The 24,670-nt window shown below is 63.4% G+C and carries 25 protein-coding genes; 7 read left to right on the top strand and 18 right to left on the bottom strand.

The features are described 5' to 3' along the window. Positions 1 to 28 precede the first annotated feature (28 nt). Together D886_RS0120980 and D886_RS0120975 are read right to left on the bottom strand one after the other, a co-directional pair. On the bottom strand, positions 29 to 3,103 hold the full coding sequence (locus D886_RS0120980) for an efflux RND transporter permease subunit (RefSeq protein WP_027595772.1): 3,075 nt from the start codon (positions 3,101 to 3,103) through the stop codon (positions 29 to 31). A 6-nt stretch (positions 3,104 to 3,109) separates the two neighbouring features. Beyond that, positions 3,110 to 4,210 carry an efflux RND transporter periplasmic adaptor subunit gene (locus D886_RS0120975; RefSeq protein WP_027595771.1) on the bottom strand — a complete coding sequence of 367 codons (1,101 nt, stop codon included), beginning with the start codon at positions 4,208 to 4,210 and terminating at the stop codon, positions 3,110 to 3,112. 169 nt (positions 4,211 to 4,379) lie between these two features. Between D886_RS0120975 and D886_RS0120970 the strand changes: the two genes are divergently transcribed. Beyond that, positions 4,380 to 5,021, top strand: a complete 642-nt coding sequence (locus D886_RS0120970; RefSeq protein WP_027595770.1) for a TetR/AcrR family transcriptional regulator — start codon at positions 4,380 to 4,382, stop codon at positions 5,019 to 5,021. A 145-nt stretch (positions 5,022 to 5,166) separates the two neighbouring features. Here the strand turns inward: D886_RS0120970 and D886_RS0120965 are convergent, their stop codons facing one another. Continuing rightward, positions 5,167 to 5,943, bottom strand: a complete 777-nt coding sequence (locus D886_RS0120965) for a class I SAM-dependent methyltransferase (RefSeq protein WP_027595769.1) — start codon at positions 5,941 to 5,943, stop codon at positions 5,167 to 5,169. Between the two features lie 103 nt (positions 5,944 to 6,046). On the opposite strand from D886_RS0120965, the gene D886_RS0120960 reads away from it, so the two are divergent. Continuing rightward, complete coding sequence (locus D886_RS0120960) at positions 6,047 to 6,667, top strand: hypothetical protein (RefSeq protein ID WP_027595768.1); 621 nt, start codon at positions 6,047 to 6,049, stop codon at positions 6,665 to 6,667. A 12-nt stretch (positions 6,668 to 6,679) separates the two neighbouring features. On the opposite strand, the gene D886_RS0120955 is transcribed toward D886_RS0120960, so the two are convergent. The 7 genes from D886_RS0120955 to ppc form a co-directional block, all read right to left on the bottom strand. After that, entirely contained in the window at positions 6,680 to 7,369 is a 690-nt protein-coding gene (locus tag D886_RS0120955; RefSeq protein ID WP_027595767.1) for an extensin family protein, read from the bottom strand. A gap of 6 nt (positions 7,370 to 7,375) precedes the next feature. Continuing rightward, positions 7,376 to 8,206 (bottom strand): oxaloacetate decarboxylase, encoded by an 831-nt coding sequence (locus tag D886_RS0120950; RefSeq protein WP_027595766.1) that lies wholly within the window; start codon positions 8,204 to 8,206, stop codon positions 7,376 to 7,378. Positions 8,207 to 8,234: 28 nt separating this feature from the next. After that, complete coding sequence (locus D886_RS0120945) at positions 8,235 to 9,104, bottom strand: DUF72 domain-containing protein (protein WP_027595765.1); 870 nt, start codon at positions 9,102 to 9,104, stop codon at positions 8,235 to 8,237. Between the two features lie 3 nt (positions 9,105 to 9,107). Further along, on the bottom strand, positions 9,108 to 9,404 hold the full coding sequence (locus tag D886_RS0120940) for a hypothetical protein (RefSeq protein ID WP_027595764.1): 297 nt from the start codon (positions 9,402 to 9,404) through the stop codon (positions 9,108 to 9,110). 131 nt (positions 9,405 to 9,535) lie between these two features. Continuing rightward, the gene (gene tsaB, locus D886_RS0120935) at positions 9,536 to 10,210 is read right to left on the bottom strand and encodes a tRNA (adenosine(37)-N6)-threonylcarbamoyltransferase complex dimerization subunit type 1 TsaB (protein ID WP_027595763.1); all 675 of its coding nucleotides are present in this window, start codon (positions 10,208 to 10,210) and stop codon (positions 9,536 to 9,538) included. An 86-nt stretch (positions 10,211 to 10,296) separates the two neighbouring features. Continuing rightward, entirely contained in the window at positions 10,297 to 10,947 is a 651-nt protein-coding gene (gene adk, locus D886_RS0120930) for an adenylate kinase (RefSeq protein WP_027595762.1), read from the bottom strand. A 257-nt stretch (positions 10,948 to 11,204) separates the two neighbouring features. Beyond that, a complete protein-coding gene (gene ppc, locus D886_RS0120925) occupies positions 11,205 to 13,832 on the bottom strand; it encodes a phosphoenolpyruvate carboxylase (RefSeq protein ID WP_027595761.1) in 2,628 nt (875 codons plus the stop codon). A gap of 180 nt (positions 13,833 to 14,012) precedes the next feature. Between ppc and D886_RS0120920 the strand changes: the two genes are divergently transcribed. The 5 genes from D886_RS0120920 (at position 14,013) to D886_RS0120900 (ending at position 16,581) form a co-directional block, all read left to right on the top strand. Beyond that, on the top strand, positions 14,013 to 14,357 hold the full coding sequence (locus D886_RS0120920) for a pilin assembly protein (RefSeq protein WP_027595760.1): 345 nt from the start codon (positions 14,013 to 14,015) through the stop codon (positions 14,355 to 14,357). Positions 14,358 to 14,633: 276 nt separating this feature from the next. After that, positions 14,634 to 15,047, top strand: a complete 414-nt coding sequence (locus tag D886_RS0120915) for a DUF4398 domain-containing protein (RefSeq protein ID WP_027595759.1) — start codon at positions 14,634 to 14,636, stop codon at positions 15,045 to 15,047. A gap of 50 nt (positions 15,048 to 15,097) precedes the next feature. Further along, positions 15,098 to 15,886: an OmpA family protein gene (locus D886_RS0120910; RefSeq protein ID WP_027595758.1), complete on the top strand. Its 789-nt coding sequence runs from the start codon at positions 15,098 to 15,100 to the stop codon at positions 15,884 to 15,886. Positions 15,887 to 16,025: 139 nt separating this feature from the next. Further along, positions 16,026 to 16,310 carry a type II toxin-antitoxin system Phd/YefM family antitoxin gene (locus D886_RS27180; RefSeq protein WP_027595757.1) on the top strand — a complete coding sequence of 95 codons (285 nt, stop codon included), beginning with the start codon at positions 16,026 to 16,028 and terminating at the stop codon, positions 16,308 to 16,310. Next, positions 16,264 to 16,581, top strand: a complete 318-nt coding sequence (locus D886_RS0120900; protein WP_027595756.1) for a type II toxin-antitoxin system RelE/ParE family toxin — start codon at positions 16,264 to 16,266, stop codon at positions 16,579 to 16,581. Before D886_RS27180 ends, D886_RS0120900 begins: the two co-directional genes overlap by 47 nt. A gap of 99 nt (positions 16,582 to 16,680) precedes the next feature. On the opposite strand, the gene D886_RS0120895 is transcribed toward D886_RS0120900, so the two are convergent. The 8 genes from D886_RS0120895 to wspR all read right to left on the bottom strand — a co-directional run bounded on the left by D886_RS0120895 (position 16,681) and on the right by wspR (position 24,649). Beyond that, complete coding sequence (locus tag D886_RS0120895) at positions 16,681 to 17,007, bottom strand: hypothetical protein (RefSeq protein ID WP_027595755.1); 327 nt, start codon at positions 17,005 to 17,007, stop codon at positions 16,681 to 16,683. Further along, positions 17,004 to 17,927, bottom strand: a complete 924-nt coding sequence (locus tag D886_RS0120890; RefSeq protein ID WP_027595754.1) for an alpha/beta hydrolase — start codon at positions 17,925 to 17,927, stop codon at positions 17,004 to 17,006. The genes D886_RS0120895 and D886_RS0120890 overlap by 4 nt, the downstream gene beginning before the upstream one ends. Continuing rightward, a complete protein-coding gene (locus tag D886_RS0120885) occupies positions 17,899 to 19,176 on the bottom strand; it encodes a flavohemoglobin expression-modulating QEGLA motif protein (protein WP_027595753.1) in 1,278 nt (425 codons plus the stop codon). Before D886_RS0120885 ends, D886_RS0120890 begins: the two co-directional genes overlap by 29 nt. Before the next feature lie 173 nt (positions 19,177 to 19,349). Then, a complete protein-coding gene (locus tag D886_RS0120880) occupies positions 19,350 to 19,898 on the bottom strand; it encodes a hypothetical protein (RefSeq protein ID WP_027595752.1) in 549 nt (182 codons plus the stop codon). A 29-nt stretch (positions 19,899 to 19,927) separates the two neighbouring features. Beyond that, positions 19,928 to 20,632: a TetR/AcrR family transcriptional regulator gene (locus tag D886_RS0120875; protein ID WP_027595751.1), complete on the bottom strand. Its 705-nt coding sequence runs from the start codon at positions 20,630 to 20,632 to the stop codon at positions 19,928 to 19,930. A gap of 193 nt (positions 20,633 to 20,825) precedes the next feature. Beyond that, complete coding sequence (lysS, locus tag D886_RS0120870; protein WP_027595750.1) at positions 20,826 to 22,328, bottom strand: lysine--tRNA ligase; 1,503 nt, start codon at positions 22,326 to 22,328, stop codon at positions 20,826 to 20,828. A 93-nt stretch (positions 22,329 to 22,421) separates the two neighbouring features. Next, a protein-coding gene (gene prfB / locus D886_RS28250; RefSeq protein WP_097151322.1) for a peptide chain release factor 2 occupies positions 22,422 to 23,517 on the bottom strand; the annotation gives its coding sequence in 2 pieces (ribosomal slippage) (positions 22,422 to 23,444 and positions 23,446 to 23,517; 1,095 coding nt in all). A gap of 127 nt (positions 23,518 to 23,644) precedes the next feature. Further along, positions 23,645 to 24,649 (bottom strand): Wsp signal transduction system regulator diguanylate cyclase WspR, encoded by a 1,005-nt coding sequence (wspR, locus tag D886_RS0120860; protein WP_027595748.1) that lies wholly within the window; start codon positions 24,647 to 24,649, stop codon positions 23,645 to 23,647. Positions 24,650 to 24,670: the final 21 nt, after the last annotated feature.

The following is a 24,670-nucleotide window of genomic DNA, read 5'->3' as shown; positions in this document are numbered from 1 at the left end:
GGCTGCTCCTACACAGGGCAGTGGCTGCTCAGTCAGTGGAATCCTTCTTCACCCTGAACCATGCCGCATACAGCGCCGGCAAGAACAGCAGGGTCAACGCGGTCGCAACAATCAACCCGCCCATGATCGCCACCGCCATCGGCCCATAGAACACACTGCGCGACAACGGGATCATCGCCAATACAGCCGCCAGCGCGGTCAGCACGATCGGGCGGAAGCGCCGTACCGTGGCCTCGATGATCGCCTGCCAACGCTCCATGCCCGCCGCGATGTCCTGTTCGATCTGGTCCACCAAAATCACCGAGTTGCGCATGATCATCCCGGCCAGGGCAATGGTGCCGAGCATGGCGACGAAGCCGAACGGCTGGCGGAACACCAGCAAGAACAAGGTCACCCCAATCAGCCCCAAGGGCGCGGTCAGGAACACCATCACCGTGCGCGAGAAGCTGCGCAGCTGGATCATCAGCAAACTCAACACCACCACGATGAACAGCGGCATGCCGGCATTCACCGATTTCTGCCCGCGCTCCGAATCCTCTACCGTACCGCCTACCTCGAGCAGGTAGCCATCCGGCAGCTTGGCTTTGATCGCCTGCAGTGTCGGCTCGATCTGCCGCACCAGCGTCGCCGGCTGTTCCTTGTCATAGATGTCGGCGCGCACGGTCACCGTCGGCAATCGGTTACGGTGCCAGATGATGCCCTCCTCGAAGCCGTACTCCAGGGTCGCCACCTGCGACAGCGCCACGCTCTGGCCATTGTCGGTGGGCAACGCCAGGCTGCCGAGGTTTGCCAGTTCGCTGCGTTCCTTGTGCGTGCCGCGCAGCAGGATTTCGATCAATTCGTTGTCTTCGCGGTACTGGCTGACCGTGGTCCCGGTCAGCGAGCTCTGCAAGAAGCTGGACAACTGCGCGGTGCTGACGCCGAGGGCGCGCGCGCGGTCCTGGTCGATCTCCAGGAACACCGCTTTGCTCGGCTCTTCCCAGTCCAGGTGCACGTTCACCACATGCGGGTTCTCACGCACCTTGTCGGCCACCTCGCGGGCCAGCGCCCGGGCCTTCTCGATGTGCTCGCCGGTCACCCGGAACTGCACCGGGTAGCCCACGGGTGGGCCGTTCTCCAGGCGGGTGACGCGGCCGCGCAGCTCGGGGAACTGCTGGTCCATGGTGGTGATCAGCCAGCTGCGCAGGCGCTCACGGTCATCCATCGACTTGGCCAGCACGACGAACTGGGCAAAGCTGGCGGCCGGCAGTTGCTGGTCCAGCGGCAGGTAGAAACGCGGCGAACCGGTGCCCACATAGGCCACGTAATTGTCGATGCCGTCCTGCTGCTTGAGCAGTGCTTCCAGTTGCTTGACCCGCTCGGCGGTGTTGGCCAGCGATGCACCTTCGGCCAGCTTCAGGTCGACCATCAGCTCCGGGCGCCCGGAGGCCGGGAAGAACTGCTGCGGCACGAAACGGAACAACAGGATGCTGCCGACAAACGCCGCGAGGGTCAGCAGGATGACCGTCTTGCGCCGCCGCACGCACCACTCCACCACACGCCGCACGCGCTGGTAGAACGGCGTGGCATACGGGTCGGGCGCGTGCCCATCACTGCCATGCCGCGCCGCATGCAGTTTGGCCAGGTCTGGCAGCAGCCGCTCGCCCAGGTACGGCACGAACACCACCGCAGCGACCCAGGAGGTCAGCAGCGCAATGGTCACCACCTGGAAGATCGAGCGGGTGTATTCGCCGGTACTGGAGGCCGCCGTGGCGATAGGCAGGAAGCCCGCCGCGGTGATCAGGGTGCCGGTGAGCATCGGGAAGGCCGTGCTGCTCCAGGCATAGCTCGCCGCCTTGAGCCGGTCGTAGCCCTGCTCCATTTTGATCGCCATCATTTCCACGGCAATGATCGCATCATCCACCAGCAGGCCCAGCGCCAGCACCAGGGCGCCGAGCGAGATCTTGTGCAAGCCGATGCCAAAGTAATGCATGGCGGCAAAGGTCATGGCCAGCACCAACGGGATGGCCAACGCCACCACCAGCCCGGTGCGCAGGCCGAGGGAGAAGAAGCTCACCAAAAGCACGATGATCAACGCCTCGGCCAGTACTTGGACGAACTCACCGACGCCTGCCTTGACCGCCGCCGGCTGGTCCGAGACCTTGCGCAGTTCCATGCCCGCCGGCAGGTTGCGCGCCAGGCGTTCGAACTCGCCCTCCAGGGCCTTGCCCAGTGCCAGGATGTCGCCGCCGTCCTTCATCGAAACGGCCAGGCCGATGGCGTCCTCACCCATGAAGCGCATGCGCGGTGCGGGCGGGTCGTTAAAGCCGCGGTGCACCTCGGCAACGTCGCCGATGCGGAAGGTGCGATCGCCCACGCGAATCGGGAACTGGCGGATCTGCTCGACGCTGTCGAAGCGCCCGCTCACCCGCAATTGCAGGCGCTCGCTGGGGGTTTCGAAGAAGCCGGCGGTGCTCACCGCGTTCTGCGCCTGCAGGGCCTGTTGGACAGCCTCCAGCGGTACCCCAAGGGTTGCCAGCTTGAGGTTGGACAGCTCGATCCAGATTTTCTCGTCCTGTAGCCCGACCAGCTCGACCTTGCCGACGTCCTTGACCCGCTGCAGCTGGACCTGGATACGGTCGGCGTAATCCTTGAGCACCGCGTAGTCAAAGCCCGCGCCGGTCAGCGCATAAATGTTGCCGAACGTGGTGCCGAACTCGTCATTGAAAAACGGGCCCTGCACCTCCGGTGGCAAGGTGTGCCGGATGTCCGCGACCTTCTTGCGGATCTGGTACCACAGCTCGGGAATGTCTTTGGAGTGCAGCGAATCGCGGGCCATGAAGGTCACCTGCGACTCGCCCGGGCGGGAGAACGAGACGATCTTCTCGTACTCGCCGGTCTCCATCAGTTTCTTTTCGATGCGCTCGGTAACCTGGCGCGACACTTCTTCGGCGGTGGCGCCGGGCCACAGGGTGCGCACGACCATGGCCTTGAAGGTGAACGGCGGGTCCTCGCTCTGGCCCAGCTTGGTGTAGGACATGGCGCCAATGGCAGCCAGCAGGATCATCAGGAACAGTACGATCTGGCGATTGCGCAGCGCCCAGGCGGAAAGGTTGAAACCCATCGGGACTTACTCCTTGGCCGTCAGGTTCACTACACGGTTGGTGCGGTCCACGGGGCGCACCTCCTGCCCCTCGCGCAGCACATGGCCACCCGCGGCGACCACCCAGTCGCCCGGCTTCAAGCCTTCGAGTACCGGGACGCTGTCGGTGCCGTATGGCCCGAGGCGCACCACCGTGCGCGCCAGGCGGTGGTCCGGGTTGACCCGCCAGACATAGGCCTGGCCGTTTTCTGCGGTCACCGCAGACAACGGCACCGCCAGTGGGATGAGGCCCTCATGGGCAATGAACACGCGCGCGCTCTGGCCCAGCTCGGCCGGTGCCTTGGCTGAAGTGAAGGCGATGCGCGCGGCAAAGGTGCGCGAGCGTGGGTCGGCTGCCGGCGAAAGTTCACGGATGCGCCCTTCGAAACGCTCACCAGGGTGCGACCACAGTTCCACACTGACCGCCTGCCCCACCGCGAAGCGGGCGAATTGCTGCTCCGGCAGGCCGATGGCTACCTCACGCTCGCCATCCGCAGCCAGGGTGAACACGGTCTGCCCGGCGGCGACCACCTGGCCGACTTCGACCTGGCGCTTAGCGATCACCCCAGCCTGCGGCGCACGCAGCACCGCGTAATCGGCCTGGTTGCCGGCAACGTCGAACTCGGCCTTGGCTTGTTTAAGGCGGGCCATGCCGGCGCGGTAGAGGTTTTCGGCATTGTCGTATTGCGAATGGCTGACCATCTGCCGGTCCAGCAGCTTCTGGTAGCGATCACGCTCGGCGCGCACCAGCGCCAGGTTGGCTTCGGCGGCCGCCAGTTGGGCGCGATTGGCCTCCAGTTGCAGGCGCACATCCTGGGGGTCCAGCTCGGCCAGCGGCTGCTCGGCCTTGACCCGCTGCCCTTCCTCGACCAGGCGCTTGCTGACCTTGCCAGCGATGCGGAAGGCCAGTTCCGGCTCGAAGCGCGCACGCACTTCGCCGGGGTAGCTGTCGGCTGCCGCTTCGGCAGGCTGCGGCTGGATCACCAGTGCCGGGCGCGGCGCAGCGGGCGGTGCGGTTTCCTGGCCACACGCCGTCAGCAACAGGGCGACGGTAGCGGGCAAAGCGATGGACAAGGCATGGCGCAACATGATGAATCCTTTCGCGAAGAGCACATCGAATATTTATACTGACGGGTATATTAAATCAGCAAACCGAAGCCGGGAAGCCAGCGCCGGAAAGAAAATCAACATCAACGTTTGGCCATTCCTTGAGGCCGGATGGCGTGCGACCCGTTAAGATGGGCGACTCTTCAACCAGATGCAGACTCCAATGCCCAACGACGCACCCATCGGGCCCGGTCGCCCCAAGGACCTGGCCAAGCGCGAGGCGATCCTCGAAGCGGCCAAGACACTGTTCCTCAGCCTTGGCTATGCCAACACCAGCATGGATGCGGTCGCTGCGGCGGCAGGTGTTTCAAAACTCACCGTGTACAGCCACTTCACCGACAAACAGACGCTGTTCTGCTCGGCGGTCATGGCAACCTGCCAGATCCAGCTGCCGGACCTGCTGTTCGAGTACCCCGAGGGGGCACCGATGGAAGAGGTGCTGTTGACCATTGCGCGTAACTTCCAGGCCCTGATCAGCAGCGACGAAGCGGTCAAGCTCAGCCGCCTGATCATGGCCCAGGGCAGCTCGGACCCAAGTTTTGGCGAGTACTTCTACGAAGCCGGGCCCAAACGCGTGCTGGCGGGTATGGAAGCACTGCTGCGCGGAGCGCATGAGCGCGGGTTGCTGCGCATCGATAACCCGTTGCGCGCGGCAGAGCACTTCTTCTGCATGGTCAAGGGCGCACCGGACTACCGGTTGCTGCTGGGGTGCGCCGGGCCGTTGGAAGGCGACGAGGCCGAGGCGCATGTGCGTGAGGTGGTGGGGGTGTTCATGCGGGCGTTCCGCCCTTAGCGGGATCCATTCAACCTACCGGCACGAACCCGGTACGGTAGGAGCAGCCTTGTGCTGCGAAGAGGCCGGTGAAAGCCGTGAAGATTCAAGGTGAATTCACCGGCCTCTTCGCAGCACAAGGCTGCTCCTACAAGCGTCTTCGTAATCAGGCCTTCAGCGCTTTCTTCGGGTAGATGTCATACCGGCTCGACTTGCCCTCCAGGCAATGGCTAGGCTTCGGCCCGTCGATGATCGGTGCCTTGCGCGGGCGCTTCACCACCACCCGATGGCTGGCCAACGCCAGGGCGGCTTCGAGCAAGGCCGGGGCATCCATGTCATCCCCCACCAACGGCCGGAACACACGCATTTCCTTCTTCACCAGTGCGCTTTTGTCCCGGTGCGGGAACATCGGGTCGAGGTAGATCACCTGCGGCGGCTCGCCCTCCCACGCGCGCATGCGCTCGATGGCATTGCCGGTCAGCAGGCGCATACGCCCGACGATCGGGCCCACCTCTTCATCGGCACGGGCCCGTGCCAGGCCGTCTTCCAACAACGCGGCAATCAGCGGCTGGCGCTCGATCAGGGTCATCTGGCAACCCAGGCTGGCCAGCACGAAGGCATCCTTGCCCAGCCCTGCGGTCGCGTCGAGCACTTGCGGGCGAACACCTTGAGCAATGCCGACCGCCTTGGCGATCATCTGCCCGTTGCCACCGCCAAACTGGCGCCGGTGCGCAGCCTGGCCTTCGACGAAGTCCACCCGCACGGGCCCAGGCGCCTGTGGGCCCAATTGCTGGATCTGCAAGCCTTCAGCGCCCACCTGCACAGCGAAGCCGGCGGCATCGTCCTGCAGCGGCAGGCCCAGGCGCTCGGCCCACGCCGTGGCCTGTTGCGCATACTCAGCCGACATCGCTTCGACCCTGATACCCGTGCCTTGCTCTTCCATCGTCCACACCTAAAAATCAAACCCAGCCCTTAATGAATCGGCAACCACGGCCGATACAGGCAATATCCCGCTATTCTGCCAGAGCACAACGCGCGCGACTGCCATGACAGATACTCTTCCCATCGGTTTGACCTACCTGTCGCCTGTCGGCCACTACGGTCAGCAGAATACCCAGACACTCGGGGGCGTCAGCCACCTGTGGCAGGATTTCTTTGCCCGTGCCATGGCCGAGCAACAGGAAGTACCCGCGGACAGTATCAGCGAGTCGTTCGTGCAATACGATCAGCACAGCGGCGAGCCGATTGGCGGGGCCAGGGCACTGGCGCTGATCGATGCCCAGCGCGCCTGCGCCGTACACGACACCGAAGTCGCGCCCCCCGAGCCGCTGTTCCTGCCCAAGGCAGAGCTTGAGGCAAACCTGCTTGAACCTGCGCCTGAACCGTTCAGTGCCATCGAGCTGATCGAACAACAGCGCGAGCTGGACCTGAGCAACAGCTGGTTGCGCCCGGTGGTCATGAGCCAGGGCCAGCCGCTTGCCGAGCCGGGCCCAGGCCCCTCCCCGCGCCCACTGTTCCTGCCTATCGCCGAGTTCGAGACCAACCTGCTGGACCCGGCGCCCGAGCCCTACGACGAAACCACCCTGGCCAAACAGCAGAACGACCTGGAATTCGACATCCATTGGGCGCGCCCGGTGGTGCTGAACAACGTTCGCGCGTACGCCTAAATTTACAGCGGCTCAGCGACAGATCTGCCAAAGGCCCATGTCAACGTGGAAGTGGTTGTGGTGCGCGGCATTGTAGTCGGGCCCCAGCACGGTACTGAAGCGCTCGCAGGCCACCTGCTGCACCTCGCGTAAAAACTCAGCCTTCTGCCCGCCCGCCTGCCAATCCTGCGCCAGCACGATGCGCTGGCCGTCCTGCAAGCGAAAACCACTGATATCCAGAGCGTTGGCGGTGGCATGCTGGCTGAGTCGGCCTTGTTTGCGGTGGTAGACATTGCGGCAGGCGAAACTGCCCAGGTGATCGACCTGGGTCACCGGCTGCCCCAATACCCGCTGCGCCGCGGGCTGCAGGCCATGCTGCTCGAACAGCGCGTAGGCCACTGCCAGCGGGCAACTGGCGAGAAAACTGCTGCTGAGCCGTGCCTGACCGCCTTCGATGCGCCACACGTTGTTCAGCGGGCAGTTGGCCGATGCAGGGCTGTCAGCCTGCGCCCGGTAACGCAGGCCACTGGTTGCCAGCGCTTCGCGGCACAGCGCCGGGTCATTGCGCAGGCGCGACAGTTTGTAGGCAGTAAGCAGGTTGGGTGGCTGGCGCACGTCCAGCGCCGCCCAGGGGTTCCATGCATCGGGCAGGCGCCAGCCAAGGTGCCAGGCCAGGCCTGCCATCAAGGACAGGCCCACCAGCGGCGCCAGCAACGCACGCATGGCCAATCAGCGACGGAACAGATCGTTGAGCTGCGCAAAAGGCAACGCCTGTTCGCCGTAGCCGAACGTGCCTTCATCGCGAATTTCCAGGGCCGCCCGGTGGAAAGCCCCTAACGCTGCGCGCGCCAGCGATGACCCCACGCTGATTCGGCGCACGCCCAGGTCTTGAAGTTGATTGACGCTCAGCGTCACGCCTGCCAACCCCATCAGCACATTGACCGGCTTGGGCGCCACCGCCTGTACCACTGCGCGAATTTCTTCAACAGTGCGCAGACCAGGCGCATAGAGCACATCAGCACCCGCTTCGGCAAAGGCTTGCAGGCGCAGAATGGTGTCGTCCAGGTCCATTCGCCCGTGCAGCAGGTTTTCTGCGCGGGCGCAGAGGGTGAATGGGAAGGGCAGGCTGCGCGCCGCCTGAACCGCCGCGCGCACGCGCTCCACGGCCAGACCGTGGTCATAGATGGGGGCGTCCTTGCGCCCGCTGGCGTCCTCGATAGAGCCCCCCACAAGGCCCGCCTCGGCGGCACGCAGAATGGTCTGTGCACAATCCTCAGGCAGGTCGCCAAAGCCGTTTTCAAGGTCGGCGGCAACCGGCAACGCCGTGGCATCGACGATCACGCCGGCATTATCCAAGGTTTCGTCAAGGCTCAACGCGCCTTCGGCGTCTGGCCGGCCCAGGCTGAAGGCCAGGCCCGCGCTGGTCGTGGCCAGTGCCTCGAAGCCAAGGCTGGCCAGCAGCTTGGCAGAGCCGGCATCCCACGGGTTGGGGATGACGAACGCGCTGTCGCGCTCATGCAGGGCCTTGAAGGCTTCGGCTCGCAGGGTTTGCACATCCATGGTCTCAACCTCAGGCATTAAGGAGTGGTCAGAGTAGTCCCAGTTGTTCGACCTCAGGGGCGCGTGGCAATTCCGGCAATGATGCAAGGCCGGGCAGGCGCTGCATCAGGCGCTGGTGAAAGCGCTGGGCCAATGCCGCAGCCAGGCGGTTATCCGAGGTGTGCAAGAAGATGTAGGGGCTGCGGCCTTCCTCGATCCAGCTGGCTATCTTGTCCACCCAAGGCGTCAGGAAGGTTTCGTTGGCGTCCAGTTGCGGGTGGCCAATGAAACGCACCTGCGGGTGCTGGCTGAAGGCTGCGGGGCGCGGTGGCACTTTGGGTTTCTTGGCTTGGGCATGCAATACGGCGGGTTCGCGCGATGTGCAGCTGAACAAGGCCCGTGGGTCGAGGCAGATGCGCTCGACGCCACGTTCGAGCAGCAGCCGGTTTAGCTGCCGCTCCTCCTCACCCCGCGCAAAAAAGGCGTCGTTACGCACCTCGACGGCCACCGGCACCGCCACCTCATCCAGAAAATGGCTCAACTCTGCCAAGCGCGCAGGCCCGAACGTGGCAGGCAGTTGCAACCAATAAGGCGATACTCGCTCACCCAGCGGCGCCATCAACCGGGTGAAGGTGACCGCCGCGTCCACTTGCTCGCGAAGGTCCGCGGCATGGCTGACCTCGCGGGGGAACTTGGCCGTGAAACGAAAGTGCGCCGGCATGACCTGCGCCCAGCGGGCCACGGTCGCGGGCGCGGGGCTGGCATAGAAGGTGGTGTTGCCCTCGACCGCATTGAACACCTGGCTGTACAGGCCCAGGTACTCAGTGGCTCGGGCGTCGGCGGGGTACAGGTAATCGCGCCAGGCGCTTTCGCTCCATGACGGACAACCCAGAAAATAAGGCAGAAGAGAGGGAGTCATCCCTCAAATGTACAGGTCGAGCCCCAGTACTTCCATGTCCCAATCGGTAAAACCGGCTGTGCTCAGGTAACTGGCCAGCGCCGTTGCTGTGCGCCGATCACGGGCGCGGGGGAAGACCATGTCTTGCTGGCGGGCTGGCAGGCCACCGCTGCGACGGCGAGTGGTGGCCTCTTGGGAGACGTCGCTTTGCGCGTCATTCTCGATCACTTCGGCATCGTCGATTGCCTCGTCGCGCACCGACGCTTTGCGCGGAGCGCGCTTGATCGGGTAGGACTGCGAGGAGAAACCGTCGATACGCATGGTGTGAGCACTCAGGACCAATGATGGCAATTTAGCAGCATCAGTGTTCCGTCGCTAATGCTCGAGTGATAACTAGACCACAGTTCGCGCGAAAGGTTTTATCGTCATCGGCGATAACCGACGAGTAGCCGTCAGCGTTTCTTGGGTGTGGCTACATTATCGCGCAAGTACACCGGTTGCGCCTGCTCGGCAGCGATGGCCTCGCCGCGCGCCCAGGCGAAGCGGGCCAGGCTGAGGATGTCGAGGGCATTGGGCAACGCTGCGGCATTGCTGGCAGCGACCTGCACTGCCAGGCGCTCGGCATACCCCCAGCCGGTGCCGGCACCGAACCACTCGCCCGTGCTGGCGTCGGGCAGCGCCACGCGCTCGGGCGCCAGCACCGCTTCCTGGCCGATCAGGCGCATTTCGCCTTCGTTTGCCTGGTAGCAGCCCCAGTACACCTCGTCCATGCGTGCATCGATGGCGGCAGCCACCTGCTGCACACCCTGCTCACGCATCGCGCCTTGCGCCAACGCGGCCAGGTTGGACACCGGCAGCACCGGGCGTTCGAGCGCAAACGCCAGGCCCTGAACCACACCGATGGCAATCCGTACGCCGGTGAAGGCGCCCGGGCCACGGCCGAAGGCGATGGCATCCAGCGCGTTCAGCGCTACACCGGAGTCACCCAGCAGTTGTTTGATCATCGGCAGCAGCTTCTGCGCGTGCTGACGTGGGATCACCTCGTAATGGCTGGTTACCTTGCCGTCATGCAACAGGGCAACGGAACAGGCTTCGGTGGCGGTATCCAGGGCCAGCAGGGTGGTCATCGAACGGGTTTCCAGGGGCAGGGAAAAGAGCGTCAGTATAAACGACAACGGCCCGCAAGCGGGCCGTTGTCATGCAAGGCGTTGGATCAGCTCAGGGCTGCCAGTACCTTGGCAGTGATGGCGTCGACCGAACCGACACCTTCGATGTGGCTGTACTTCGGCTTGCCGGCATTGGCGGCCGACAGCTTCTGGTAGAACTCGACCAGCGGCTTGGTCTGGGTGTGGTAGACCGACAGGCGATGACGCACGGTTTCTTCCTTGTCGTCGTCGCGCTGGATCAGGTCTTCGCCCGTCACGTCGTCCTTGCCTTCCACTTTCGGCGGGTTGTACTGAATGTGGTAGGTGCGGCCCGAAGCCAGGTGCACGCGACGGCCCGCCATGCGGCCAACGATTTCTTCATCGTCAACGGCGATTTCGACCACGGCATCGATGTCGACACCGGCAGCGACCATGGCTTCAGCCTGTGGAATAGTGCGTGGGAAACCGTCGAACAGGCAGCCGTTGGCGCAATCCGGCTGGGCGATGCGCTCCTTGACCAGGCCGATGATCAGCTCGTCGGAAACCAGTTGGCCGGCATCCATGACTTTTTTCAGTTCCAGGCCCAGCGGGGTGCCGGCCTTGACGGCGGCACGCAGCATGTCACCGGTGGAGATCTGGGGGATACCGAACTTCTCGGTGATGAATTTTGCCTGAGTACCTTTACCGGCCCCGGGAGCTCCCAGCAGAATTACGCGCATCTCGTGCTCCTCAAATTTTTTTATGAAATTCAATGGATTCGGCAACCAGGGCCAAGTCCGGAAAATCGGGTATGACCATAAATCGGTCAGAAGGCTGCTCAAGATACACAGCGCCCGGCAGCCAGACAAGCGTCCCAAAGTTGCAGGAATGCGCCACTTGCGCACTGCCCGGTAGGCGGTTGCGCTCGGCGCAACCGCCCTCCTCGCCCTTTATTACGGCTAAAGGTGCACCCTTGCCTGGCGGCCCGCGCGTAACCTCAGCCGGTATTGCGCAGGCCTGCTGCAATGCCCGCCACCGTGACCAGCAAGGCCTGCTCCAACGGGCTGTCCAGAGCGGCTTCGCGGCCGCGCGAGCGCGCCAGTAGTTCGGCCTGAAGGCGGTGCAGCGGGTCCAGGTAGGTGTTGCGCAAGCTGATGAATTCCAGGGTCTCTGGACTGTGCGCCAGTAGCACCGGCTGCCCGGTCAGGCCCAGCACCACCTGGCAGGACTGCGACAATAGGTCGCGCAGGTGCACACCTAAAGGAAGCAACTCCGGTTGCACTAGACGTTCGTCGTAGGCCTCGGCGATTTGCGCATCGGCCTTGGCCAGCACCATTTCCAGCATGTCGATACGGGTACGGAAGAACGGCCATTGCTCACGCATTTGCGCCAGCAACTCGCCCTGGCCGCGTTTCAAAGCATTGCTCAAGGCCGTTTCCCAGCCCAGCCAGGCAGGCAACATCAGGCGCGTCTGGGTCCAGCCGAAGATCCACGGGATAGCCCGCAGGCTCTCGATGCCGCCCGCGCGTCGCTTGGCCGGCCGGCTGCCCAACGGCAGGCGGCCCAACTCCTGCTCGGGCGTCGACTGGCGGAAGTACTCGACGAAATCCGGGTTGTCGCGCACCACGCTGCGGTAGGCCTGCACGCCATCGGCGGCCAATTGGTCCATGACCTCACGCCAGGCCGGCTGCGGTGGGGGTGGCGGCAACAAGGTGGCCTCGAGCACCGCCGCCAGGTACAGGTTGAGGTTCTGTTCGGCGATACCGGGCAAACCGAACTTGAAGCGGATCATCTCGCCCTGCTCGGTGGTGCGGAATCGCCCAGCTACCGAACCCGGCGGCTGCGACAGAATCGCCGCATGCGCCGGGCCGCCGCCACGGCCAACGGTGCCGCCACGGCCGTGGAACAACAGCAGTTCCACTTGATGCTCACGGCAGATGCGCACCAGGTTTTCCTGCGCCCGGTACTGCGCCCAGGCGGCCGCTGTGGTGCCGGCGTCCTTGGCTGAATCGGAATAGCCGATCATCACTTCCTGCGGCCCGCGCAGGCCGGCGCGATAGCCAGGCAGGCCCAGCAGGCGCTGCATCACCGGGCCGGCGTTGTCCAGGTCGGCCAGGGTTTCGAACAGTGGCACCACGCGCATCGGGCGGGTCAGCCCGGCTTCCTTGAGCAGCAACTGCACGGCCAGCACGTCCGATGCGGCGCCGGCCATGGAAATGACATAGGAGCCCAACGAGGCGGCCGGGGCTGCGGCAACTTCCCGGCAGGTGGCCAGCACCTCGGCGGTATCCGCCTGGGGCTGGAAATGCGCAGGCAATAATGGCCGGCGGTTTTTCAGTTCGGCCTGGAGGAAGGCGATGCGCTGCTCTTCATCCCAGTCGGCATAGCGCCCCAAGCCCAGGTAATCGGTGATCTCGGTCAGCGCGTCACGGTGGCGGGCGGCATCCTGGCGCACATCCAGGCGCCCCAGGTACAGGCCAAAGGTCACGGCACGGCGCAGGCAGTCGAGCAGTGGCCCTTCGGCGATCACGCCCATGCCGCATTCGTGCAGCGACTGGTAGCACAGCTCCAGCGGCGCGATCAGGTCGCGGTTGTCGACCAGTACGTCGGCACCGGCGGGCGTGCTGCTGCCCAAGGCGGCATGCGCCCAGGCGCGGGTCGCACGCAGGCGGTCGCGCAATTGCTTGAGGATTGCGCGGTAGGGCTCGGCACTGTCGCCGACGTGCTCCCGCAGCGCGCTGCTGGCGTGTTGCATGGACAGCTCGGCGGCCAAGGCATCGATATCACGCAGGAACAGATCAGCGGCCATCCAGCGTGCCAGCAACAGCACTTCACGGGTTACCGCCGCCGTGACATTGGGGTTGCCGTCGCGGTCGCCGCCCATCCACGAGGCGAAGCGGATGGGGGCGGCCTCCAGCGGCAGGCGCAGCCCAGTGGCGTCGTGCAGCGCCTTGTCGACTTTGCGCAGGTGGTTGGGAATGGCCTGCCACAGCGAATGCTCGATCACCGCGAAGCCCCATTTGGCCTCGTCCACGGGGGTCGGCCGGGTGCGGCGGATTTCTTCGGTGTGCCAGGCTTCGGCGATCAGCCGGCGCAGGCGCTCACGCACCTGCTGGCGTTCGGCAGGGGTCAGGTCGCGATGGTCCTGGGCGGCCAACTGCCCAGCGATGGCGTCGTACTTCTGGATCAAGGTGCGCCGCGCCACTTCGGTGGGGTGCGCGGTCAGCACCAGCTGAATGTCTAGCTTGGCCAGTTGCCGGGCCAGGGCGTCGTTGCCATGCCCGGCCTGCTTCAGGCGGGCCAGCAGCTCAGGCAGCACGCGTGCCTCGAAAGGCTCTGGCTGGTCGGCGTCGCGGCGGCGGATCAACTGGTACTGCTCGGCCATGTTGGCCAGGTTGAGAAACTGGTTGAACGCCCTTGCTACCGGCAGCAAATCGTCGTCAGCCAGGTCCCCAAGGGTCGAGCTCAGTTGCTCGCCAGCCACCCGGCGGTCGGCCTTGGCGCTGTGGCGGATGCCCTCGATCTTCTGCAAAAACGCCTCGCCGTGCTGCTGACGAATGGTGTCGCCGAGCAACTCCCCCAACACATGGACATCTTCACGCAAACGCACATCGATATCGGTCATTGGCCCTCTCTGTAGCGCAGCCTTGGCGCACTCGTTCAGGAAACAGCACTGGGCCAAGAGTGCCCCCAGCCGCGCGCCGATAGCAAGCCTAAGGGCAAGCCGTGATCGGCAAAGCAAACTAAAGTGCAAGCAGAGCACTCCGATGCAATGCAGCCTTTCGAGGCGTTGACAGAGGTCATCATGAAAATCCGTGAACTCGCCCAGCACTGGGAACAGAATGCCGCAGGCACCCTCAGCCGTACCGGCCATGTGCTGCATCTGGACCTGGAGTCCGAGGCGCGCCTGGCCGCGCTGATCGACATGTACCCCAAGCGCACAGCCGAAGAACTGCTCGGCGAATTGGTGGCGGCGGCCCTCGAGGAAATCGAGGCCAGCTTCCCCTATGTAAAGGGGAGCCAGGTGATCGCCACCGATGAAGAAGGCGACCCTTTGTTCGAAGATGTCGGCCCCACCCCGCGTTTTCTGTCGCTGTCCCGGCACCACTTGCAAGAGCTGAGCAGCACCGCTGACGACAGCGAAAAATAGCCACGATGCACACTGTTCCGGGCCTGCAAGGCCCGGAATACCCCGCCTGAACGTGAAAGTTCCGCACAAAACTCACTGACTGATCAGTCAGAAAAACTTACCCGTTTAAGGGATTTTTTTTCTGAACCATTCGAAAAACGCCTGAGTCCGAGCAATTAGCCATCACGCTAAAACCCTGCACACTGCCCTCGTGCACCGTTCAGCTGAAGCGCACGGTAACTGTCAGGGATTCAGCGATGGACTGCTACGGACATCGTCGTTATCAGGAGTGATCCAATGGAGCTGACCACCATGAAGACCCGCACTTTCAAACCGTCATCCACTCATGTGCGCGGGTTCAAGCTGGCCGCGCTGGCCCTGGGCAGTAGCCTGGTCCTGGCCGGCTGTGCGGGCAACCCGCCCACCGAGCAGTATGCCGTTACCCAGTCTGCCGTGAACTCTGCGGTCAGTGCCGGCGGCACCGAGTTCGCCGCGGTGGAAATGAAAGCGGCGCAGGACAAGTTCAAGCAAGCCGAAATCGCCATGCACGACAAAAAGTACGACGACGCCAAGCGTCTGGCCGAACAAGCCGAATGGGACGCCCGCCTCGCCGAACGCAAGGCTCAGGCGGCCAAGGCCCAGAAGGCCGTGCAGGATGCCCGCCAGGGCGTTCAGGACGTACGTGAGGAAGGCCTGCGCAGCGCTCAGTGAGCCCTGCCCCGCCACCCTTAGCCTTCGCACTCGATCAAAGGATGAACACTATGCGCAAACACGTCATGATTCCCGCCCTGCTGGCCCTGAGCGTCGGTCTTGGAGCCTGCTCGCACGACCCGAACGCCAACCTTGAGTCGGCCCGCACCAACTTCTCTGCGCTGCAGAGCGACCCGCAGTCGAGCAAAGTCGCGGCGCTGGAAACCAAAGATGCTCAGGATTGGCTGAACAAAGCTGACAAGGCCTACATGGACCGCGAGGATCAGAAAAAGGTCGACCAGCTCGCCTACCTGACCAACCAGCGTGTCGAAGTCGCCAAGCAGACCATTGCCCTGCGTACGGCTGAGGGCGAACTGAAAAACGCCTCCGCCCAGCGCGCCCAGGCCAAGCTGGATGCCCGCGACGCGCAAATCGCCAAGCTGCAGGACAGCCTGAATGCCAAGCAGACCGACCGCGGTACGCTGGTCACCTTCGGCGACGTGCTGTTCGACTTCAACAAGGCCGTACTCAAGAGCAATGCCTACCCCAACGTGACCAAGCTGGCCCAGTTCCTCCAAGAGAACCCGGAACGCAAGGTCATCGTAGAGGGCTACACCGACAGCGTCGGCTCGGCCAACTACAACCAGAGCCTCTCCGAGCGTCGCGCCGGCGCCGTGCGCATGGCGCTGATCCGTGCTGGCGTAGACCCAGCGCGAATCGTCGCCCAGGGTTACGGCAAGGAGTACCCGGTGGCTGACAACGGCAGCAACTCGGGCCGTGCGCAGAACCGTCGCGTGGAGGTGACCATCTCCAATGACAACCAGCCGGTGGCACCGCGCTCGGTAAGCCAGGCGCAGTAAGCTGACTCGCTGCAACGAAGAACCCCGCCCTGATGGCGGGGTTTTTCATCTGTCAGCAAAATTAAAAGCACCTTTAAAAGCACTCCTTAAAGATCTATAGTCGTGTCACCAATAACTGCATTCACGGGTTGATACAACTATGACCTACCCGGTTCTAGCCGATCTGGCAGCATCCATCACTGACCTGAAAAAGGACCCCATGGGCACGATCCGTGAAGCGGCTGGTGAAACGGTGGTCATCCTCAATCGCAACGAGCCAGCGTTCTATGCGGTACCGCCGGAACGTTACGAAGCGATGATGGAGTTGATCGACGACATGCAGTTGGCTGAGCTGGTACGCCAGCGACGTGGCGAGCCCACAGTGAAAGTGGATATCGATGAGCTCATCGCCGAAGCCGAAGGCAGCAAAAAGCCACAGCCTTGAATTCAATATTCGGGCACAGAGGGAATTTAGGAAACTGGATAGCCAATTGCAGATCCAGTTTGCGAGAAAACTCAGGGAGCGCTTGGCGCAGCCGAGGGTGGACAAGGACAAACTGTCTAGCATGCCCGACTGCTACAAGATCAAGCTGAGGTCATCGGGCTATCGCCTGGTTTATCAAGTTATCGATGAGCGAGTGGTGGTCATCGTTATCGCTGTAGGCAAGCGAGAAAGAAGCGATGTGTACGATGCTGCGAAGTCTCGCTTGATGTGATGTGTTAACTGTGTCGGCCCTTTCGCGGGCAAGCCCGCTCCCACAGGCTGTGGGCGGGCTTGACGGCGAAAGGGCCGGAAGGGCAATGCAGATTTCAGGTCACTGCACCTGCTGCGGCGTCTCCTCCCCCATGCAGCGCACCGCACGTTTGCGGTTATCGACCAACACGCCGGTCAGGCCTTTCTGTTGGGTATCGAACAACACCAGCACACCGTCCACGCACTGGGCCACCTGGGGTGCAGGGTCGAGGGAGGCTTTGTAGTCTTCGCCCGGCAGGGTCTTGAGCATGGTGAAATCCTGCAGCAACAGGGCATCTTCAGGCTTGGCGAAATGCAGGTAACCGTAGTACCACAAAGCCCCCACCGTCACGATGATGCTGCCGACGCCGGTCAGGATCAGCGGGATGGCGTTGCGTTCTTCACTCATTGCTTGTTCTTCTCGTCAGGGTAATTGGGCACTTCGGCAAGCCGCCGCAGGCCGTTGAAATGACTCGGGTCGTCGAGGAAGCGCAGCATCACCTGGCGCCACACTGGGTCGGCGAACGTTTGTACATGGCCCCCTCGGGTCAGCTGCAATACCCGCGGCGGCGGCGCGTGCTGGTACAGGCGGATGCCGTTGTCCAGCGGCACCAGGTGGTCGTCGATGCTGTGGAAGAACAGCTTCGGCGGGCTGTCCAGGCGCTCGATCGAACGGATCGCGCTGTCGCCGTCCGGCACCAGCCACGACAGCGGCACCTGCAGCGGCCAGGTCATCCATGAAGTGCTCAAGGCAAACCGCCCGACCGCACGGTAGCTGGCTGGCACGCCATCGAACACCAGCGCGCTGAAGCGCTGGCGCTGCTCAGGGTGGGCCGCCAGGTAATGAATGGCCATGGCGCCGCCCAGGCTCTGCCCCAGCAGCACCACCGGCTTGCCCTTGACCTCGGGCGCCTTGTCCAGCCAGGCCATGGCCGTCGCGAGGTCTTCATAGACCTCGGGCAAACTCGGTTTGCCCTGGGACAGCCCATAGCCCCGGTAATCGACCATCAGTACCTGGTAGCCCTGCTCCGGCAGCCAGTAGCTCCCCCCCAGATGGCCGGCCAGGTTGCCGCCGTTGCCGTGCAGGTGCAGCACGGTGCCCTTGACCTCGACCCCGGCCTTGGCCGGTAGCCACCAGCCATGCAGGCGTACGCCATCCGAAGTGGTCAGGCTGACGTCACGGTAGTCGAGCTTGGCCCGCTCCGGGGTGAACGGTTGGCCGTGCTCGGGGTAGAACAGCAGGCTGCTGCAACCGCTCAGGCCCAGCAGGAGCACGCCAAGGGCCAGCAGGCGGCAGCGTTCAGAGAATGTTCGCGTAGTCGGCTTCAATGCGATCCAGGCTCAGGTGGTTGAGGAAGTTGGAGAAGCACATCCAGGCCGACAGTGCGTTGAGGTCACGGAACTGTTCGGGCAAGTACTTGGGCGGTTCGACCAGCCCCTCCTCGACCAGTTGGCGCAAGGTGCGCATGTCTTCCAGCGTGGTCTTGCCGCAGAACAGCAGCGGGATCTGCTCGAGCTTGCCCTTCTTCACGGCCAACTGAATGTAGTTGTAAACCATGATGAAGCCCTTGAGGTAGGACAAGTCCTTGGTGAATGGCAAGCCATTGGGCACCGAGCCGCGGAACACTCGGCTGGCGTTGCTGTAGCTCTGCGCCATTTCAAAGCCCTGGGCACGGAAAAACTCGAACACCTGGAGGAAGTCGGCGCCCTCCTCGACCATGTGGATGGCGCGTGTACGGTTGGTGAGCTTGCGCAGCCGGCTGGGGTAAGAGGCGAAGGCAATCACCTCCATGAGGATCGCCAGCCCCTCCTGGGTCACCGTCGATGAGGGTGGGCCCTTGGCCAGGAAGGTACAGATCGGCTGGTTGAGACCGTTCAGCGTGGTCCCCACATGCACCAGGCCTTCATGCACCTCCAGCGCACGTACGTCGCGGCTGTTGAACATGGCATCGGCACGTACCTTGATGTAGTCGGCACCGGCCGCCGCATCGGCGACGATACCGTCGGATTCGAACACGCGGATGGTTTCCTCGGCCTCGCCGAACACCTTGTTCAGGCGGCGCTGGAGGATGTCCACGGCCTCTTTGGCGGTGAGGTTCTTTGGCTCGTCCTTGAGGTCGCCGCGGCCATCGATGTTGTTCAGGTAGTCCGACAGCATCAGGCCCAGGTCGGCCAGGGTTGGGTCACCGGCGTGAAAGGCGTCGGACGCCGCGCCGTACAGCTCCTGCGAGATCAGCCCGAAGTCCTCGGTGCCGCGTGCCTCGAGCATGCGCACCACCATGCGGTATTCCTTGCACATGCGCCGCATGATCTGCCCGACCGGGTTGAACTGCCCGAGCCGGCGAGTGATGTCACGTTCGATGTTCTGGAATTCGGCCTTGACCGCGCTGGAGTCGAACGACAGCGGCCGCGACTGGTAATAGGCGCGGTCTACCGCGGGTGGCTCTTTGCCCTTGGCCTTGAGGAAGCCGTGGCGGATGTTGTCGTCCCATTTCACCGCATCGAGTACGCGGATGGGGGTCTGCGCCGCAACGATGCGGTCTGACAGCGCGCGTATGGTCTGCTGGTACTCGTCCACCGGGGACTCCTTATCTGCCTCGGCCTCGGTCCCTGTAGGAGCAGCCTTGTGCTGCGAAGAGGCCTTTATCGGCAACAAATATCTGTTGTCTTACCGGCCCTTTCGCAGCACAAAGGCTGCTCCTACCGGGATCGCATTGCAGTTTCAAACCCTGAAAAGCACGGCAGAGGTCATTACTTGCCGGAGCGCTGGAAGCGTGCCACCTCGACGAACAGGTCGGAGTTGGCCGGGTCGTCCAGGTAGGCCAGCACCCGCGCCGAGGGGCTGTCGATGAGCACGCCCTCGCCGTTGTCTTCCGGCACTTCGGTGTTGCGCCCGGTCAGCTCTTTATTTTTCACGGCCTGCTGCACCTGCTCGACATCCAGGTTGTACACCACCAGTTCCTTGCCATCGACGACTTCAAAACCGCCAATCAGGAAATTGCCACCCAGGCGCTTGGGCACGCCGGCCGAGAGGTACCAGCGGTTGCCGTGGCGCGAGACGGTGAAGACGTACTCTTCGGGGGCTTTGCCCTTGGCCGTGGCCACCGCCTTGTAGGCATCGCCGCCACTGCGGCTGATCGACAGCTTCAGCGGTTCGCCCCAGGCGTCCTTGCTGCTCCACTTGCCGAGCAGGGCCTTGGGCGCGGCCTGGTTGCTCGGCAAGGGCTCATGGAAGGTCACCAGACAACCGCCCAGCAGCAGGAATGACAGCGTCAACAGCACCACACGCCAGGCTTTCATCAGGTTCTCCTTGAAAATAAGGTCTCAGCTCAAGCCGATGCCAACACCAGGTGCAGGTAACGGGTAAGCATAGCGAGCATCTGCCCATCGGCTTGCGCGTTCGCATCCTTGAGCAGGCCCTGATATTCCATCTGCTCGATAATCGCCGTCAACATTTGGGCGTCTTGTTCCGGTTGCCGCGAGCCGACCACCTGCAGCAATTGCCGGGTGCCGTGCAGCAGAATCTGGTCGTGGGCGCACACCAGCTCGGCCAAACGCGGGCACAGCAGTGCCTCCTGACGGAAGGCCTGCTCGGCCATCAGAAAGTCGCGCCGGTTGAGCAACTGACGCGACACATAGTCAGCGGTCATGCTTGCCACTTCGTCGGCCAGCCGCGCCCGCGCCTGCGGGCTGCCATCGCCCTGGGCGAGCATCTGGCGCAGCACCACCTCGGTGTTGGCCCAGAGCTTGGCCATGTAGGCGGCGCTGCGCTCGACGTACTGGGCGAAGGTATCGGTGAGCAGGTCCTCGATGTCCTTGAAGTAATAGGTGGTGGCCGACAACGGCACACCCGCCTCGGCGGCCACGGCACGGTGGCGCACACCGCGCACACCATCGCGCACGACGATGCGCATGGCGGCGTCGAGGATCAGCTGGCGGCGCTGCTCGCTGCCTTGGCGGGCGGTCTTGCGGCCCTGGTACTGCACACTTTCGGCGACGGCGGTGGCGATGCCAGCGGCGCCTTGCTCAGCGATTGCGGGGGTCACGGGGGTACCTCATGAACAGGGGTTGTCAGTACCGGCCCTTTCGCGGGCAAGCCCGCTCCCACAGGGATCGTACCGCGCGCAATACCTGTGGGAGCGGGCTTGCCCGCGAAGGGGCCGGTGCAGACAACATAAGGCTTCAGGCAAGAAAAAGCCGCCCCTAGAGGCGGCTTTCTCAGATCACTCAGGCCTGCGGACGCATATGTGGGAACAGGATCACATCGCGAATCGACGGCGAGTTGGTCAGCAGCATCACCAGACGGTCGATGCCGATGCCTTCACCGGCGGTTGGCGGCATGCCGTATTCCAGGGCGCGGACGAAGTCGGCATCGTAGTGCATGGCTTCGTCGTCACCGGCATCCTTCTCGGCCACCTGGGCCAGGAAGCGCTCAGCCTGGTCTTCGGCATCGTTCAGCTCGGAGTAGGCGTTGGCGATTTCGCGGCCACCGATGAACAGCTCGAAGCGGTCGGTCACGGCCGGGTTGTCGTCGTTGCGACGGGCCAGCGGCGACACTTCGAACGGGTACTCGGTGATGAAGTGCGGCTGCTCCAGCTTGTGCTCGACCAGCTCTTCGAAAATCATCACTTGCAGCTTGCCCAGGCCTTCGTGGCCCAGCACCTTGGCACCGGCCTTTTTGGCGATGTCACGGGCACGGTCGACGTCTTGCAGGTCGGCAGCGGTCAGCTCAGGGTTGTACTTGAGGATCGAGTCGAACACCGAAAGGCGCACGAACGGCTCGCCGAAGTGGAACACCTTGTCGCCGTACGGCACGTCGGTGCTGCCCAGCACCAGCTGCGCCAACTCGCGGAACAGCTCTTCGGTGAGGTCCATGTTATCGGTGTAGTCAGCGTAGGCCTGGTAGAACTCGAGCATGGTGAACTCGGGGTTGTGCCGGGTCGAAACGCCTTCGTTACGGAAGTTGCGGTTGATCTCGAAAACTTTCTCGAAACCACCGACTACCAGACGCTTGAGGTACAGCTCCGGCGCAATGCGCAGGAACATGGCCATGTCCAAGGCGTTGTGGTGGGTTTCGAACGGCTTGGCCGCGGCGCCGCCCGGGATGGTCTGCAGCATCGGCGTCTCGACTTCGAGGAAGTCGCGCTCGATCAGGAATTTGCGGATGTGCGAAATCACCTGCGAGCGAACACGGAAGGTGTGGCGGGTTTCTTCGTTGACCATCAGGTCGACGTAACGCTGACGGTAGCGCTGCTCGGTGTCGGTCAGGCCATGGTGCTTGTCGGGCAGCGGGCGCAGCGACTTGGTCAGCAGGCGCACGTTGGTCATTTCGACGTACAGGTCACCTTTGCCGGAGCGGGCCAGGGTGCCCTCGGCGCTGATGATGTCGCCCAGGTCCCAAGTCTTGACGGCGGCCAGGGTTTCTTCCGGCAGGGTCTTGCGATTGACGTAGACCTGGATGCGGCCAGTCATGTCCTGGATGACCATGAACGAGCCACGGTTGAGCATGATGCGCCCGGCAACCTTGACCGGAATCGCTGCAGCTTCCAGTTCTTCCTTGGTCTTGTCGGCGTACTGTTTCTGCAGGTCGTTGCAGTAGCTGTCGCGACGGAAGTCATTGGGGAAGGCATTACCCTTGGCGCGCTCTGCGGCAAGTTTTTCCTTGCGCAGGGCGATCAGGGCGTTTTCTTCCTGTTGCAGGTCTTGCGGTGCGCTATTGAGGTCGCTCATGTCGTCATTCTTTCCATCAGGTATTCGTTGCCCTTTTCGGGCAGGGCACGCGATGCCGGCGAGTAGCCAGGCATCGCGGCAGTGGTGTGCGGCTTACAGCCCTTGCTTGAGGCTCGCTTCCAGGTACTGGTCGAGGTCGCCGTCCAGCACCTTCTGGCAGTCGCTGCGCTCAACGCCGGTCCGCAAGTCCTTGATGCGCGAGTCATCCAGTACGTAGGAGCGGATCTGGTGGCCCCAACCGATGTCCGACTTGCTGTCTTCCAGCGCCTGGGAAGCGGCGTTGCGCTTCTGCATCTCCAGCTCGTACAACTTGGCCCGCAGCATTTTCATGGCGGTGTCTTTGTTGGCGTGCTGGGAACGTTCGTTCTGGCAGGCCACCACGGTGTTGGTCGGCACGTGGGTAATACGCACCGCGGAGTCGGTGGTGTTTACGTGCTGACCACCAGCGCCCGAAGAGCGGTAGGTGTCGACGCGCAGGTCGGACGGGTTGATGTCGATTTCGACCTTGTCGTCGATCTCGGGCGACACGAACACCGCCGAGAACGAGGTGTGGCGACGGGCGCCGGAGTCGAACGGGCTTTTACGAACCAGGCGATGCACGCCGATTTCGGTGCGCAACCAGCCGAAGGCATATTCGCCCTTGATGTGCACGGTGGCGCCCTTGATGCCGGCGACTTCACCTTCGGAGAGCTCGATGATGGTGGCGTCGAAACCACGCTTGTCGGCCCAGCGCAGGTACATGCGCAGCAGGATGTTGGCCCAGTCCTGCGCTTCGGTACCGCCGGAGCCGGCCTGGATGTCCAGGTAGGCGTTGTTCATGTCCATCTCGCCGCTGAACATGCGACGGAACTCAAGCTGGGCCAGTTTTTCTTCCAGGCCTTCCAGCTCGGTCACGACGTCGCCGACGGCGCTTTCGTCCTCTTCCTCGACGGCCATGTCGAGCAGGTCCTTGCAGTCGGCCAGGCCGTTGGCCATCTTGTCCAACGTCTCGACGACCTGTACCAGCATGGCACGTTCGCGGCCCAGGGCCTGGGCATACTCAGGCTTGTTCCAGACGGCCGGGTCTTCCAGCTCGCGGTTGACTTCGATCAGGCGGTCATGCTTTTGATCGTAGTCAAAGATACCCCCGAATTGACTGGGAACGCTCGGTGAGGTCCTTGATGGTGTTCAGGATCGGTTGGATTTCCATGGGCGACGGCTCTCGTGCGAATTCGGTGAAAAGCCTGCGAGTATAACCGAGTCCAACGCATGGCGGCAGACCCGCCGGGCGGTACCCTGCACCCGGCACTACGAAGCACTACGCCGCAGCCGCAACCTCAAGCGATACCCACCTGGTTACGCCCCCCATTCTTGGCCAGGTACAGCCCCTTGTCCGCCGCCGAAATCAACTGCCGGCAATGCCCGCCCACCGCCGGTGTCTGGGTCGCCAGGCCAATGCTCACCGTCAACCGCGAATCCGCCGCTGGCGCCGTGTGCGGGATGCCCAATGCCAACACCGTCTGGCGCAGTTTTTCGGCAATCAGCCGCGCCCCGCCTGGCGACGTATTGGGCAACACCAGGGCAAACTCCTCGCCCCCATAACGCGCCGGCAGATCGGTCGGCCGCGAGCACGAGCCGCGGATCGCTTCAGCCACCTGGCGCAACGCCTCATCACCCGCCAAATGCCCGAAACTGTCGTTGTAGGCCTTGAAGTAGTCGACATCGATCATCAACAACGACAACTGCTGCTGCTCACGCATGGCCCGGCGCCATTCCAGCTCCAGGTATTCGTCGAAGTGCCGTCGGTTGGACAGCCCAGTCAGGCCATCGGAGTTCATCAACCGCTGCAGCATCAGGTTGGAATCGAGCAACTGCTGCTGGCTGACCCGCAGGGCGCGGTACGCCTCGTCACGCTGGAGCAACGTCAGGTAGGAACGCGAGTGGTAGCGAATGCGCGCCACCAGTTCGATGTTGTCCGGCAACTTGACCAGGTAGTCGTTGGCCCCCGCAGCAAACGCCGCGCTCTTCACCAGCGGGTCTTCCTTGGTCGACAGGACGATGATCGGGATATCCTGGGTAGCCGGGTTGTTGCGGTACTCACGCACCAGCGTCAGCCCATCCAGGCCCGGCATGATCAGGTCCTGCAGGATCACCGTCGGCTTGATGCGCATGGCCTGGGCCACGGCCTGGTGCGGGTCGGCGCAGAAATGGAAGTCGATGTTGTCTTCATGGGCCAGGCCACGACGCACCGCCTCGCCGATCATTGCCTGATCGTCGACCAACAGCACCATCGCCGAGTTCTCGTTGGTGGTCGCGAAACCTTCGATCGGTAGATCATTCATGCCTATTCACCTGATCACCGC

Source organism: Pseudomonas sp. LAIL14HWK12:I7 (genome assembly GCF_000483465.1).
Classification (GTDB): domain Bacteria; phylum Pseudomonadota; class Gammaproteobacteria; order Pseudomonadales; family Pseudomonadaceae; genus Aquipseudomonas; species Aquipseudomonas kermanshahensis.
This window is presented reverse-complemented; position numbering and strand designations above follow the sequence as displayed.